The sequence below is a fragment of the Actinomadura citrea genome, from assembly GCF_013409045.1.
GTDB lineage: Bacteria > Actinomycetota > Actinomycetes > Streptosporangiales > Streptosporangiaceae > Spirillospora > Spirillospora citrea.
This window is the reverse complement of record NZ_JACCBT010000001.1, coordinates 7,135,525-7,148,722: the sequence shown is the minus strand read 5'-3', so window position 1 is coordinate 7,148,722 and position 13,198 is coordinate 7,135,525. Positions and strand designations below refer to the sequence as shown.

General features: G+C 69.4%; 13 protein-coding genes, 1 tRNA gene and 1 pseudogene. 11 read left to right on the top strand and 4 right to left on the bottom strand.

The annotated features are described in order from the left end of the window. Positions 1-482: 482 nt before the first annotated feature. The 3 genes from BJ999_RS32695 to BJ999_RS32685 all read left to right on the top strand — a co-directional run bounded on the left by BJ999_RS32695 (position 483) and on the right by BJ999_RS32685 (position 2,700). Positions 483-1,028: a hypothetical protein gene (locus tag BJ999_RS32695; RefSeq protein WP_179836828.1), complete on the top strand. Its 546-nt coding sequence runs from the start codon at positions 483-485 to the stop codon at positions 1,026-1,028. Positions 1,029-1,148: 120 nt separating this feature from the next. After that, positions 1,149-2,126, top strand: a complete 978-nt coding sequence (locus BJ999_RS32690) for a hypothetical protein (protein ID WP_179836827.1) — start codon at positions 1,149-1,151, stop codon at positions 2,124-2,126. Positions 2,127-2,487: 361 nt separating this feature from the next. Further along, positions 2,488-2,700, top strand: coding sequence for a transposase (locus BJ999_RS32685; RefSeq protein WP_218935333.1), 213 nt, complete (start codon positions 2,488-2,490; stop codon positions 2,698-2,700). Between the two features lie 17 nt (positions 2,701-2,717). Here the strand turns inward: BJ999_RS32685 and BJ999_RS32680 are convergent, their stop codons facing one another. Together BJ999_RS32680 and BJ999_RS32675 are read right to left on the bottom strand one after the other, a co-directional pair. Then, positions 2,718-3,281: a hypothetical protein gene (locus BJ999_RS32680; RefSeq protein WP_179836826.1), complete on the bottom strand. Its 564-nt coding sequence runs from the start codon at positions 3,279-3,281 to the stop codon at positions 2,718-2,720. 371 nt (positions 3,282-3,652) lie between these two features. Beyond that, positions 3,653-4,147: pseudogene (locus tag BJ999_RS32675) on the bottom strand (HD-GYP domain-containing protein); the annotation flags it as partial. A gap of 252 nt (positions 4,148-4,399) precedes the next feature. Here BJ999_RS32675 and BJ999_RS32670 point away from each other — a divergent pair. From BJ999_RS32670 to BJ999_RS41520, 3 genes are read left to right on the top strand one after another with little or no spacing between them, the layout of a single operon-like run. After that, positions 4,400-4,636, top strand: a complete 237-nt coding sequence (locus tag BJ999_RS32670; protein ID WP_179836824.1) for a DNA-binding protein — start codon at positions 4,400-4,402, stop codon at positions 4,634-4,636. A gap of 5 nt (positions 4,637-4,641) precedes the next feature. After that, positions 4,642-6,051, top strand: coding sequence for a tyrosine-type recombinase/integrase (locus BJ999_RS41525; protein WP_218935332.1), 1,410 nt, complete (start codon positions 4,642-4,644; stop codon positions 6,049-6,051). Then, a complete protein-coding gene (locus BJ999_RS41520) occupies positions 5,934-6,242 on the top strand; it encodes a tyrosine-type recombinase/integrase (protein WP_218935331.1) in 309 nt (102 codons plus the stop codon). Before BJ999_RS41525 ends, BJ999_RS41520 begins: the two co-directional genes overlap by 118 nt. Positions 6,243-6,544: 302 nt before the next feature. On the opposite strand, the gene BJ999_RS32655 is transcribed toward BJ999_RS41520, so the two are convergent. After that, positions 6,545-6,621: transfer RNA gene (locus BJ999_RS32655), tRNA-Arg, on the bottom strand. A gap of 105 nt (positions 6,622-6,726) precedes the next feature. Between BJ999_RS32655 and BJ999_RS32650 the strand changes: the two genes are divergently transcribed. The 5 genes from BJ999_RS32650 (at position 6,727) to BJ999_RS32630 (ending at position 11,291) form a co-directional block, all read left to right on the top strand. Then, positions 6,727-7,515, top strand: a complete 789-nt coding sequence (locus BJ999_RS32650) for a phosphotransferase enzyme family protein (RefSeq protein WP_179836823.1) — start codon at positions 6,727-6,729, stop codon at positions 7,513-7,515. Further along, complete coding sequence (locus BJ999_RS32645) at positions 7,490-8,395, top strand: cobalamin biosynthesis protein (RefSeq protein ID WP_229810776.1); 906 nt, start codon at positions 7,490-7,492, stop codon at positions 8,393-8,395. Before BJ999_RS32650 ends, BJ999_RS32645 begins: the two co-directional genes overlap by 26 nt. Further along, positions 8,392-9,903: a cobyric acid synthase gene (locus BJ999_RS32640; RefSeq protein ID WP_179836822.1), complete on the top strand. Its 1,512-nt coding sequence runs from the start codon at positions 8,392-8,394 to the stop codon at positions 9,901-9,903. The genes BJ999_RS32645 and BJ999_RS32640 overlap by 4 nt, the downstream gene beginning before the upstream one ends. Positions 9,904-9,954: 51 nt before the next feature. After that, positions 9,955-10,587 carry a DUF1444 family protein gene (locus BJ999_RS32635; protein WP_229810777.1) on the top strand — a complete coding sequence of 211 codons (633 nt, stop codon included), beginning with the start codon at positions 9,955-9,957 and terminating at the stop codon, positions 10,585-10,587. A 65-nt stretch (positions 10,588-10,652) separates the two neighbouring features. Continuing rightward, positions 10,653-11,291, top strand: coding sequence for a LysE family translocator (locus tag BJ999_RS32630; protein WP_179836821.1), 639 nt, complete (start codon positions 10,653-10,655; stop codon positions 11,289-11,291). A 148-nt stretch (positions 11,292-11,439) separates the two neighbouring features. Here the strand turns inward: BJ999_RS32630 and BJ999_RS41515 are convergent, their stop codons facing one another. Next, positions 11,440-13,158, bottom strand: coding sequence for a serine/threonine-protein kinase (locus BJ999_RS41515; RefSeq protein ID WP_218935330.1), 1,719 nt, complete (start codon positions 13,156-13,158; stop codon positions 11,440-11,442). Positions 13,159-13,198: the final 40 nt, after the last annotated feature.

Below are 13,198 nucleotides of genomic sequence, written 5' to 3'. Positions count from 1 at the left end.
TTGAAAGCTTCCTTGGTCTCCCAAGGTCCGCCGTTCAATCTGGAAGACGGGCAGGTTGAGGCGCGATGGATGTACTAGTTCGCCGAGACGGTCTATCAATTCTACGAGAACAACTCACACCTGATTGCACAGGTGCTCTATAAGTCGCAGTCGGAATCGACGACCGCCTATCGGTGCGCCCCCGAGTGGACGCGAACGCTGAAAAACAGATGACCCCGTGGGCGCATGCCGTCCGTGTGGTGGTGGGGGACCTCCGGGGAGTATCCGACGGGCAGCGGGAAGTGAGCGGCCGTCGGCGCCTTCACCGGGCCGCGAGCACGGTCTGATGGCCTCGGGGTGCTTTGCGCCTCGCTTGTCGAGCCGCCGCCGAACCTGCTGGTCGCCGAATCGGCGCCTGGGAGGTGTTGCGGCGGGTGAACGCTGGGTTGGCCGGGTGCGTCCGAACGGTAATCGCTAAAATGGTCTGCCAACGGAGTGTCGAGATGAACCAGTTCTGGACGCTGATCGCGGTCATTGTCGGTGGTGCAATGTCCTACCTTGTGACCTGGCTTCATGAGCGTCGCCAGACTCGACGCGAACGCGCGGTGCGCTGGGATGAGCGACGCCTGGATGCGCACGTTGTGTACCTGAACGCGGTGAGCGACCAGGCCATGCTCACCCGTCGTCTCGCGGCAACTCGCGGCTTTGGTCACCGATTGCCTGCGGCCAGCCTCGCTGACGGACTTGATCTGCTGACTGAGGGAGAGGCCAGACGAGGAGTGGCGTTCCAGGTCATCGAAGTGCTCGGGGATGCGGCGACGGTCGAGGCCGCTTATGACCTGAACCGGAAGCTGTGGCATCTGGAATGGTGCGTACGTGGGCTTGTGCGTGTGGACGAGGCTGGGTGGGATAACGCCTACCAGGCGTTTCGAAGAGCACGGACCGATTACTACGCCCGGGTGCGGGACGAGTTGCAGGTTCCCGGCGCTGTGCCGGCGATGGCGTCAGACGATCGCCCGATGGTCGGCATCGATCAAGAAGACCCATGAGGGGTTGGAAACGGCGGATCCAGGACAGGCCAAGGCTGCCCTAGGAATCTCACCGTTTGGATACTCCGGTCGTTTCGGGCGATCGGTGAGTCTTGGAGCGGACTGGGAAGGCGGTTGGGGATGGCGCCGAGTGTGGGCATCACGGACGCGGCGGCCAGGCAGGCGGCGGCGGATCTGGGGTGGACGCCGGTCCAGGCTCGGGCCTTCCTGGAGAAGCAGGTGCCCAGCGCCGGTCGGGTGGTGACTTCGGATCAGTTGCCCGCACCGTACAAGGGAAGGCGCAGTAAGACCGGCAGGTTCCTGCTCATCGACTGCGTGCTGATCCTGCCCTTGGCCGTGGACAGGCGGGATGCCAGTGGCTTCGCTGCGACCGGTTGTGTGGTCCTCGATGCGTACTTGCGGGCCAACGGGCGCGGTAAACGCCACATCGACCCGTTCGCGTTGACCGGTGCCGAGTTGATGGACCAGGTACGGCTGACCGAGCACGCGGTGGAGCGTTACCAGCAGAGGACCGGTGGCCCTGCAGATCCGAAGGCGGCTCATGACCAGATGCGCCGGGTGCTGGGGCCTGACGCCAGGGCGGTACGGCGTCGGCCGCGTTGGACCAACTCCAGCAACACCGCGGACTTTTTCCTGCTCGCGGGTGGGAACGACGGCGAGGAGGAGTTCTGCTTGCCGATCTCCCGGCATGGCGGGGGCGCGAAGCCGTTCGAGGCGCTGACGTGCCTGCACCGCAGCATGCCCTTGTTCGAGCTGTCATCGGCAGAGTTGGCGCGACAAGTCGCCTTCTCCAAGGAGGTGCTGGCCGCCTTCGACCGGCTGTACTCCGGCGAAGGGAGCGGCGAGGGGAGCACGGCTTCGCGGTTCACCGAGATGATTGCGCTGCACAGCAGGTTGGAATGGCATCCTCCGAGTGGTCACACAAGGCACCATGGCGCCCGGTTCTACGTGGTCGCCGGCACGGCCTTCATTCCGGTGGCGTGGAAGAAGAACTCCCAGGTCCCGCTGCTCGCACTCGGCGTGGAGAGTACCCGCGTACCGCTGCGCCGACGTCTCGTCGCCTGGTTGCGACGGCGGTTCTCGTTGCGGGTCACGTGACTGTGACCCGCGCCTCGAGACGCTGCCGGTGGTCACCATGCCCCCATTCCCTTCCAACCCCGAGCCAGCAGCCCACCCTCCTCATTCCCATCACTCCCACCACGGGCCTGGCCAGACAGCAGTCAACCGGGCACTGACCTGGGCGAGCAGGCGGGAGTGTCCAATTGACGGCGGATCCGATGATCAAGGAGGCGCCAGGTGAACCGACAGCGCTGTTGAGGACGAGTCCGCTGAGCAGCCGGTCCAGGCGCCGCCCCCGGGGGCGGCGTCGGGGGAGCAGCTGATCTCGATGCTGGTGGACCGTGCTCGGACGCAGGGTCTGCAGTTGACCGGAGAGGGCAGCATGTTGCAGTAGCTGACCATGCGATTGCTGGAGTCCGCTCTGGAAGGGGAGATCACTGACCACGTCGGCTATGGCAAGCGCGACATATCGGGCAGGGGAAGCGGCAACAGCCGTAGCGGAACGCGGGCCAAGACCGTGCTCACTGACGTCGGCCCGGTCGAGGTCAGGGTGCCCAGGGGCGCCGGCGGCACCTTCGAACCGCAGATCGTGCGCAGCGGCAGCGCCGTCTGACTGTGCGTGTTGTGGCTTCACTCGGTTGAGTCGCGTCCGGGGCGGCGGAGTTCCCATACGGGATCGTTCAGCTCGGGTCGGCCGGAGATCCGGCGCAATGGCCGGCCAGTCGCGCCGAGCTGCCGGCGCGCGACGTTAATGAACTCGTGCCGGCGGTGTTCGATCTGGTCTCTGAGGGGGAACCAGTCGTCTCCCTGCAGCATCTCGGCTTTGATCTTGAGGTGGACGGGCCAGATCTCCGCGTCGATCAGGTGCGCCGCCTGGACGACCTGGTCGTTGGCGATCAGGTTCACCATGGCCAGCGCCTCGTTCCACGGCCGCCAGTCGATCTCGCTCCGCAAACCCGGGACGGGGCGTATCTCGCCTGGCGGCGGGTGGAGGCGTCGTCCGTTCATCGCGGCGAGTTCGATCAAGATGTTGGAGGACTCGCGCAGCAGCAGGGCGCAGGCTTCCATCTCGTGGTCCCGTGTCCAATGCCGAGCCTGTGCGCGGCCGGAGACCAGGCCGCCGACGATGACGCCGAGGAGCGTCGTGGCGACGGCGCTGGCGGTAGTGATGTTCAGGCTCCACGTCGCGGCCATAGCCACCTCCGATGCGCACCCGGGCGGGGGGCGCGCGGCGCACGTTGCGTCGGTTGGACGGGCCGCGGTCCCGGGCGGTTCGGCCCGCCGGAACGCGGAGGCCGACACCCGCCGACGGAGCGTTCGAAGCGGCGGCGGGTACTAAATGACAAAGTCTCTTATCGTGTAGCCCGTGACCACACCCCCACCCGCTGGGAACCGTAGCCCTCCTCCACGTGAACGGTCGTCGACACGGTCGATCACGGACATGACGTGTGATTATCCCCCCGAAGAACGTGGCGCTTCACCCACTGATCACTTGCTCCCCAAGCTGGAGGGCGAACCGCCGTGGGCAGGAGCTTGTAACTCCTGGAGAGATACCTCCAGCCGTTTCACGTCGGAGTGCCGATGTTTGATGCGGCTCGCTTTGTGATCTCGTTGGTCGTTGTCTCCGTGCGTGGTTCGAGTGCGGGTGGATGGTTGGAGTAGATGATCTCTTCGATCATCTCGCCATGACTGGTCAGGACGTTGAGGAAGGCGTTGACCATGTCGGGATCGAAGTAGGTGCCGGCTCCGCGGCGCAGTTCTTGCATGGCCTCGTTGAGGGAGCGGGCCCGGCGGTAGCTGCGGGCCGTTGTCATGGCATCGAAGGCGTCGGCGACGGCGATGACTCGGGCGACCTTGGGGATGTCGTGTCCAGCCAGGCCCATGGGGTAGCCGCAGCCGTTGAACTTCTCGTGGTGATGCAGAATCCCCGCGACAGTCTCTGACAGAACGATCTTCCGCTCGGACACCGGAGCCGTGTCGAAAACTCCGGTAGATCTTGCACGATGGCTGCGCCGCGCAGTGTGCAGTTGGATGATCATGAACTCGTTCTCAGTGAGCGCGGTGGCCTTGTGTTGCCAACCGTCCCCAGCACATCACCCCGCCCCTCACTCTTGCCCATGACATTCGGTTCGGCGGGGCGGGGCTTGACCGGCAGGGCGCAGGCAAGCGTGCATACCGGTGCTCCCGCCTGGGCCAATCCGCTGGTCCGCAACATCAGCGCAGACGTTCGGGCGCCGGAGCGGACCCGATCCGCTGGCAGACGTCCCCAGCGCCCCACTGGCCCCTTCTCTCGCGACGTACGGAGGCGGGCGGTGAGGCAGGGGCTGACGCCAGCGGAGATCCGCACGCTGCCCGCCGTGGTCGATCTGGTCACCGCAGGTCAGGCGCTGGGAGTGGGGCGCATCAAAAGCTATGAGCTGGCACGCGCCGGGCGGTTTCCCTGCCCAGTGCTGCGGGTCGGTCGTAGCTACCTGGTTCCCACCGCCGGACTGCTGGCCCTGCTTGGCCTCGACCAGTCGGCCGGGCAGCCCACGCCAGAAAGCGAGTAGGGCTCGTGTCTGTTGGAACGACCTACAAATCCTGCGGTTGCCGTACCCCCGAGGGACGGCTGCTGCGCACCAAGTGCCCCAGACTGCGCCGCAAAGGCGGCGCATGGGGCCCGACCCACGGCAACTGGTACTACCAGTTCGAACTGCCGCCCAATTCCGACGGCACCCGCCGCAGCCCCATCCGCCGAGGCGGGTTCAGCAGCCAGGACGCCGCCGAAGCGCAGATAACTCGGCTTCACGAACTGCTGGGTATCAGCGGCGACCCCGAGGACCGCATCCGGATCGCCGATCTCATCGCGGCCACTCTGAAGAAGGAGAAGCGGCTCCCGGTGCCTGAGGAAGTGCGCCGCAAGATCCGCACCGGTCAGGACCTGGACGCTGTGATCACGGTCGGGCAGTGGCTGCAGACCTGGCTCGCCGGACGTAAGGGGCTGCGCAGCGGCACGTTGCGCAGCTACCGCACCCACATCACCACTCACTTGCAACCGGTGATCGGCCACATACGCCTGGACCGACTCCGCGTCGCCGACGTTCAGGCGGTGTTCGACGCCATCGACGAACGCAACGAGATGATCGTGCGCGCCCGCGAATCCAGCGACCCCGGCCTTCGAGCGCGAGTGAAGGGCTGCCGGGTGGTCGGTCCGGCGACCATGCACCGGATTCGCGCCACTCTGCGCGCCTCCCTCAACCAGGCGATCCGGGAACGGCGCCTCGACCTCAACGTCGCATCCCTGATCGAACTGCCTTCCGGTCGCCGGCCTAAAGCGCTGGTGTGGACATCCGAACGCGTCAGCGAATGGCGCCAAGCCCGAGAAGCGTTCATCGCGGCCAAGAGTCACACGCACTCCACAGCAGGTAGGCGGGTGCGTAGCGGGCGGATCAAACCGATGGATGCCTATGTCAGCACACCGCGACCTTCACCGGTCATGGTGTGGACACCAGAGCAGACCGGCGCCTTCCTCGACCGCGCCGCCCGCCATCGGCTGTATGCGCTGTACCACCTCATCGCGTTCCGCGGGCTGCGGCGCGGTGAAGCGTGCGGGCTGCGGTGGGCCGACGTCGACCTGGACGAGGGCACCATCCGGGTCCGGTGGCAGATCACCCAGATCGGGGGTCGCACTGAACAAGGCCGTCCCAAGTCCGAAGCCGGAGAACGGCAGGTCACACTCGACCAGCACACCATCAAGCAGTTGGCCGCGCACCGGGCCCGGCAGAATCAGGAACGGCTGGTCGCAGGCGATACCTGGCACGACACCGGGTTCGTCTTCACCCAACCAGATGGGACTCGTTGGCGCCCATGGCCGTCTCCGAGCAGTTCCTGCTGCTGGCGATGGAGGCGGGGCTCCCGCCCGTCCGACTGCACGACCTGCGGCACGGCGCGGCCACCATCCTGCTGCGCGCCGGACACGACCTGAAGGTCGTGCAGGAGACGCTGGGGCTGTCGTCGATCACCATCGCCTCCGACACCTACACCAGCGTCCTTCCCGACCTGGCCCGCCAATCCGCCGAAGACGCCGCCGCCGTCATCCTCAACGCCCGCACCCAGCCCGACCGAACGGCAGCAACCGGCCGTGTCGTCCACTTGCCGGAGGCGTCACGCCGGTGACGGCATGTGTTGACCATCGGATTCTCGACGTCGGTGTCCGCCCCCCGAGCTGTTCTGGGGGCGGACACCGACGCTCGTGCGGTGGGGCAGGCGGCGGGTAGAGCCCGGCAACCGCCTGCGCCGGGGGCGTTCCAGCGGCCGCTGGGCGGCTGTGGCCGGAGCGGCGGTGGACGGGTGATCGCGGCGATGCGCGAGGGGTGCGGCGACAGGTCCGCGGCATCCGAGCGAACATCGAGCGAACACGGGGACGAAGCGGGACATTATTTGGGATCTTGGCAGTGGCAAGACTGCAGGTCAGACTGTGGCGCGCCCGGCAGGATTCGAACCCGCGACCGTCGGATTAGAAGTCCGATGCTCTGTCCAGCTGAGCTACGGGCGCTCGGCGCCCGGCGGGACGCCGGGACACAGTGTAAGGGTGTGCGTCGTCCGTCTCCACATCCATTACGTCCTTACCGCTGGGGCGGGGGTTCTATCTTGGGGTGCTGTGGCGGTGAACTTTGAGGTGCCGCTCTCCGGTGGGGACGTGTCGGAGGGTGTGGTGCGGGTCGGGGAGACGGTACGGCGGCCGCTGCGGGCGCACAGTCCGGCGGTCCACGGGTTGCTGCGGCATCTGGAGGCCGTGGGGTTCGAGGCGCCGCGGGTGCTGGGGGTCGATGAGCTGGGGCGGGAGGTGCTCAGCTGGGTGCCGGGGGAGGTGCCGCATCGGCCGTTGGAGGCCGATGTCGTCTCGGAGGACGTGCTGCGGGGCGTGGGGCGGCTGCTCAGGCGGTACCACGACGCGGTCGCCTCGTATGAGGCGCCGGTGGGGGCGCCGTGGGACGCGGAGACGTCCAATGTGGACGGGGAGCCCGAGGTCATCGGGCACTGCGATGTGACGCCGCAGAACGTCGTCTTTCGGGGTGGGCGGCCGGTCGCCTTGATCGACTTTGACCTCGCGCGGCCCACCACGCGTGTGTTCGACGTGGTCACCGCGTTGCGGCACTGGGGGCCCATCGAGGATCCGGCCGATCGGGACGCCGTGCTCTACGGGGCGGACGTGGGGCGGCGGATGCGGGTCTTCTGTGATGCCTACGGGTTGGACCGGGAGCGGCGGCGGGAGGTTCTGCCGGCGGCGCGGGTGAGGTTCGAGCGGTCCTATCGGGCGATGCGGGGGAGGGCCGAAGGCGGTGGGGGATGGGCGCGGATCTGGCAGGGGGGCGCCGGGCCCCGGATACGGCGGGCCCAGGATTGGCTGGAGCGGCACTGGGATGAGCTCGATGCGCGTCTCTGGTGAGGGTTTGGTTCTCGGGGTCGCGCTGGACGCTGTTCTCGGGGACCCGAAGCGGTGGCATCCCGTGGCCGGGTTCGGCCGGGTGGCGTCGGCGGCGGAGCGTCATGTGTACGGGGATTCGCGCGCGCGGGGCGTGGTCTATGTCGCGGCTCTGGTGGGGGGTGCCGGGGTCGCGGGGGTTGTACTTGAGCGGATGAGCCGGCGGCCCCTCGTGCATTGCCTTGTCACCGCCGGGGTCACCTGGGCCGTGCTCGGCGGGACGTCTTTGGGGCGTGAAGGGCTCTACATGGCGCGGGTGCTGGAGCGGGGAGACGTGGGGGCGGCCAGAAAGCGGCTTTCGCATCTGTGCGCGCGGGATCCGCGGGGGCTGGACGCGCGTGATCTGAGCCGTGCGGTGGTGGAGTCGGTGGCCGAGAACACCTCGGACGCGTCCATCGCGCCTTTGGTGTGGGGAGCGGTGGCGGGGATTCCGGGGCTGCTCATGTATCGGGCCGTGAACACGCTTGACGCGATGGTCGGGTATCGGAATCCGAGGTACGAGCGGTTCGGGTGGGCGGCGGCGAGGCTCGATGATGTGGCGAACTGGGTTCCGGCGAGGGTCACCGGGGGATTGGTCGCTCTTTGCTCGGGGCGGGAGGCCTGGCGCGTTCTGAGGAGGGACGGGGCGAAGCATCCGAGTCCCAATGCCGGACGGTGCGAGGCCGCTTTCGCCGGGGCGCTCGGGGTGAGGCTGGGCGGGGTCAACGCTTACGGCGGACGGGTCGAGCGGCGGCCCGAGATGGGGGACGGCCGGGCGCCCGAGGTCAGGGACATCCGGAGGGCCGTCCGGCTCTCGGCGGCGGTGACGTTCGCGGCGGCGGCCGTGGTCTGGAGTGTGCGGTGAGCGGGCTTCTGGTGGCGGGGACCACCTCGGACGCGGGGAAGAGCGTCGTCACCGCGGGGCTGTGCCGGTGGCTGGCCCGGCAGGGGGTGAAGGTCGCGCCGTTCAAGGCCCAGAACATGTCGCTGAACTCGATGGTGACGAGCGACGGGGCGGAGATCGGGCGGGCGCAGTACATGCAGGCGCAGGCCGCGGGGGTGGAGCCTGCGGCGCTGATGAATCCGGTGCTGCTCAAGCCGGGAAGCGACCGCAGGAGCCAGGTCGTGGTTCTGGGAAGGCCCGTGGCGGAGGTCGACGCCCTGCAGTACGGGGCGCACAAGGAATGGCTCAAGGGCGTCGTGCTGGAGAGCCTTGAGGAGCTGCGGGCCGAGTACGACGTCGTGGTGTGCGAGGGCGCCGGGAGTCCCGCCGAGATCAACCTGCGGGGCGGCGACATCGTGAACATGGGGCTGGCGCGGGCCGCCGACCTGCCGGTGGTGGTGGTCGGCGACATCGACCGGGGCGGTGTCTTCGCGTCGCTCTACGGCACGGTCGCGTTGCTGGAGCCGGCGGACCAGGCGCTGATCGCCGGGTTCGTCATCAACAAGTTCCGGGGGGCGGAGGAACTGCTTGCGCCGGGGCTGGAGCAGCTCGCGATGCTCACAGGGCGGCCGACGCTGGGGGTGCTGCCCTGGAAACTCGGCCTGTATCTCGATTCCGAGGACACCCTGGCTTTGGACGCGCCGAGGCCCGACGCGAAAGGGCCCTGCGGGAGGGAGACACTGCGCATCGCCGTCGTCCGGTTCCCGCGCATCTCCAATTTCACGGACATGGACGCTCTGGCCTGCGAGCCCGGCGTCGTCGTCCGGTACGCGGCGAGTGCCGGCGATCTGGCCGAGGCGGATCTGGTGGTGCTTCCGGGGACCCGGGCCACGGTCGCCGACCTGGCGTGGCTTCGCGACCGGGGAATGGCCGAGGAGATCCGGAGAAGGGCCGAAGAGGGACGGCCCGTCCTCGGGATCTGCGGCGGTTACCAGATGCTCGCCGAGGAGATCGTGGACGATGTCGAGTCCAAGGAGGGGAGAGCGAAGGGGCTCGGCCTCCTTCCCGCGAGAGTCGAATTCAAGAAGGAGAAGACCCTCGGGCGGCCTACAGGGAGCGCCTATGGGGAAACTGTGCACGCCTACGAAATCCATCACGGCGTGGTGACCGTGGAAGGGGAGCCCTTCCTCGACGGGTGCCGGAAAGGCGCCGTGTGGGGGACGACCTGGCACGGTGCGATGGAGAACGACGGCTTCCGGAGGGCATTCCTCGCGGACGTCGCCCGGACGGCGAAACGGGAGTTCGTCACGGCCCCGGACGTGTCGTTCGGGGCGCTGAGGGAGGCGACCCTGGACGCGCTCGGCGACCTCGTTGAGGAGCACATGGACACCGAGGCCGTGTGGCGGCTCATCGAGGGCGGCGCGCCGGGGGGCCTGCCCGTCGTCCCGCCCGGCGGAGCCCCGACGCCGCCCTCCGCGGCGGTAAGGTGATCCACTCGTGAAGACAGGCGCACGCAGGCCGAGCACCAGGAGGAACGTCCCGTGACCGACCCGCGGTCCAAGCTGATCGTCCCGCTGATGAAGGCGCGGGTGCCGGCCGAGGTCCAGCTGGAGTTCCCGCTCCCGGCGGACGAGGAGCCGATCCGCGACCCGTTCGCCGCCGACCTGTACGTCACCTACGCGGTGGAGATCGCCGACGAGGGCGCACCGTCCGGCCGCCGCTACGAGCACGTGGCGCGCCGGCACTGCGCGGACCTCGGGGTCACGCAGGGCGAGCTGCGCCGCCACGCGGTGATCAACCTGCGCGACCTGCGTCCCGAGCTGAGCCTCAGCTGGTACCCGGACGTGCGCGCCGTGACGGTGTCGCTGGGCGCGTCCGCGCACGGCGGGGGCCTGGAGTCGGGCCTGCTGCTGGACGAGGGGTTCCTGGAGAAGCTGGCGCAGGACGTGGACGGCGACCTCGTCGTCGCGGCGCCCGCGCGGGACGTGTTCGTCGCGTCCGGCACCGGTCACCCGGACGGCGTCGACAAGCTCCGCTGGGCGGTCGCGCAGGTGTGGGCCGAGGACCGCGGGGACGACGGCGTCGACCCGGTGTGGGACGTCCCCGTCGGAAGCCTGCTCACGCACAACCTCCTGGTCCGCCGCGGCGGCGCCTGGGACGTCCTCACCACCTGAGCCGCGTCTCGGCCCCCGGGAAAATCGGGTGGGCCGCCCTGCCCGGAATGCGTACTCTGCGGGTCATGGTGTCGAGTCATCAGCTTCTGGCGTTCTCCGCGATGGCGCTGGCGATCATCTTGATCCCCGGGCCGTCCGTCCTGTTCGTCGTCGGCCGCGCGCTGGCGCACGGGCGGCGCACCGCGCTCGCGGGGGTGGTCGGCGGGGTGCTCGCCGCCCTGGTGCTGACCGCGGCGGTCGCGGTGGGCATCGGATCGGTCGTGGAACGCTCCGTCGTCGTGTTCACCGCCCTGAAGATCGTGGGCGCGGTCTACATCGTCTACCTCGGGGTGCAGGCCATCCGGCACCGGCGCTCGCTCCAGGAGGCGATCGCCGGGAGCGAGGCGGAGCGCGGCGGGGGCCGGGCGCTGCTGCAGGGCTTCTTCGTGGGCATCACCAATCCGAAGACGACCGTGTTCTTCGCGGCCGTCCTGCCGCAGTTCGTGGTGCGCGAGAACGGCCACGTCGAGCTCCAGATGATGGTGTTCGGTGCGATCTTCGCGGTGATCGCGCTCTGCTGCGACAGCGTGTGGGGGATCGCGGCGGGGACGGCCCGCGACTGGTTCGCCCGCTCGCCGCGCCGCCTCGCGGCGATCGGCGGCACCGGCGGCCTGATGATGATCGGTCTCGGCGTCACCGTCGCGACGACGGGCCGCAAGGACTGAGCCAGACCCCTGTCCTGCCCGCCGGGACGGTGGGAGCGGTGACCGGCGGCCGCCTGCCCAAGCGGCGGCGCAGCGGGTGGGCGAGCGCCACGACGGCGAGGCTGACCGCGCCGGTTCAGCCGCACCAGCCCGGAGGGGCGTCGCCGTCTCAGACCTCGCAGAGCGCGAAGTCGTCGAAGACCGCCTGCGGCCATCCGGTGGCGCCCTCGGAGCGGACGACGAGCAGGCCGCTGTGACCGGGAACACTGCTCGGCGGCGTGGCGGCGGACGAGGCGACCGGCTTTCCGTTCACCCACATCGCGAGGTCGATGTTGCCGTCCTCGCGCTTCACGCAAGCGGCCTGGAGGCGATTGCCGTCGCGAAGCCTGGGCACCGTGCCGGTCGTCACGGTCTGCGCGCTCCAGGTGGACAGCTTGGCGATGCGCGCGCGCCCGTCCGAGCGGAGGAGGAACGCGTAGCCGAAGCCTCCGTGGCAGTACACCCCCGACTCGCCGTAGGCGTCCTTCGGCGTGACCTCGGCCTCGATGAGCTGGGAGTCGGGGATTCGGCTCACCGGAGCGTCGACGGTCGTGCGCGCGGCCTTCGGAAGGACGTGGATCTCGTACTTCCTGTCGCGGTAGGCCGCGTCGAAGACCGGGGTGACCGCCGTCTTCCAGCCGGAGTCCGCGTCGTTGAACCGGTCGCTGAAGATCTTGTCCTTGACCTCCGGCGGTTCGTCGCCGGGGACGGCGTCCGTGCCGGGCCCCGAGGCGTCCGGGGAGTCGTCGTCGCCCGGGACGTTGAGGGAGCCGAGCACGGCGGCGACGGCGAGGACCGCGATGCCGACGGCGGCGCGCAGGCCGCTGGTGCGGTACGGGAACGGCGTCTTCGCCGGAGCCGCCGGCGTCCGCGCGCCGATCGGACGCGTCGGCGGCACGGAGTCGACGCTCGTCAGAGGTGCGGGCGCGGGCGCCCGCACCGGGGCGGACTTCGGTGCCGGGGCGGACTTCGGCGCGGGGGCGGGGGCGGGCGCCGGTTCAGGTGGGGGCGGCGTGACCGGGGGCGGAGTCGCGGACGGCTCGTCCTGGCCGGTCAGCGCCTGGATCAGCTGCCTCACCGTCGGACGTTCGGCGGGCTCCTTGGCCAGCGACCGGGTCACCAGATCGCGGACGGCCGGGTCGAGGCCGTCCAGGTCGGGGTCGGCGGACGTCACCCGGCTGATGACCTCCGGGAGCGTCCCGCCGCCGAACGGGGCACGGCCGGTTCCCGCGTAGGCGACGACGCAGCCCCAGGAGAACACGTCGGCGGCCGGTGTGATCTCCCGCTCGTGCATCAGTTCGGGCGCGATGTAGGCGGGCGTGCCCACGAACTGGCCGGTCCTGGTCGGGCCGTCGGTGGCGTCCAGCGCGCGGGCGATGCCGAAGTCGATCACGCGCGGCCCGGTCGGGGAGAGCAGCACGTTGGACGGCTTGAGATCGCGGTGCACGATCCCGGCGCCGTGGATCGCGCCCAGCGCCGTCGCGATGTTGACCGCGAGGGCCTCCAGGTCCCCGCCGCGCAGCGGGCCGTTCGCCTTGACGGCCTCCTCGACGGACGGCCCGTTGACGTACTCGGTCACCACGTACAGCGGGTCGCCGTCGAGGCGGGCGTCCAGGACGGCGGCCGTGCAGAACCGGCTGACCTGCCGCGCGGCCGTCACCTCGCTGCGGAACCGGTCGTGGAACGCCTCGTCGTCGGCCAGCTCCGCGTTGATGACCTTGACCGCGACCCGCCGTCCCGACTCGTCCTCGCCGAGGTAGACGGTGCCCATGCCGCCCCGGCCCAGCCGGGCGGTGAGCACGTACGGGCCGAGCAGCCGCGGGTCTCGGTCGCGGAGGGGCGCCTGCATGGCTCGACTCCCGGGGGGTGGCGGTGGGCTGTGATTCAGT

What these genes read in the sequence shown, in the direction of transcription:
- BJ999_RS32695 (WP_179836828.1), top strand. Translation starts at nt 483, where the DNA reads ATGAACCAGTTCTGGACGCTGATCGCGGTCATTGTCGGTGGTGCAATG.
- BJ999_RS32690 (WP_179836827.1), top strand. Translation starts at nt 1,149, where the DNA reads ATGGCGCCGAGTGTGGGCATCACGGACGCGGCGGCCAGGCAGGCGGCG.
- BJ999_RS32685 (WP_218935333.1), top strand. Translation starts at nt 2,488, where the DNA reads ATGCGATTGCTGGAGTCCGCTCTGGAAGGGGAGATCACTGACCACGTC.
- BJ999_RS32680 (WP_179836826.1), bottom strand. Translation starts at nt 3,281, where the DNA reads ATGGCCGCGACGTGGAGCCTGAACATCACTACCGCCAGCGCCGTCGCC.
- BJ999_RS41520 (WP_218935331.1), top strand. Translation starts at nt 5,934, where the DNA reads ATGGCCGTCTCCGAGCAGTTCCTGCTGCTGGCGATGGAGGCGGGGCTC.
- BJ999_RS32645 (WP_229810776.1), top strand. Translation starts at nt 7,490, where the DNA reads ATGAGCTCGATGCGCGTCTCTGGTGAGGGTTTGGTTCTCGGGGTCGCG.
- BJ999_RS32630 (WP_179836821.1), top strand. Translation starts at nt 10,653, where the DNA reads ATGGTGTCGAGTCATCAGCTTCTGGCGTTCTCCGCGATGGCGCTGGCG.
- BJ999_RS41515 (WP_218935330.1), bottom strand. Translation starts at nt 13,158, where the DNA reads ATGCAGGCGCCCCTCCGCGACCGAGACCCGCGGCTGCTCGGCCCGTAC.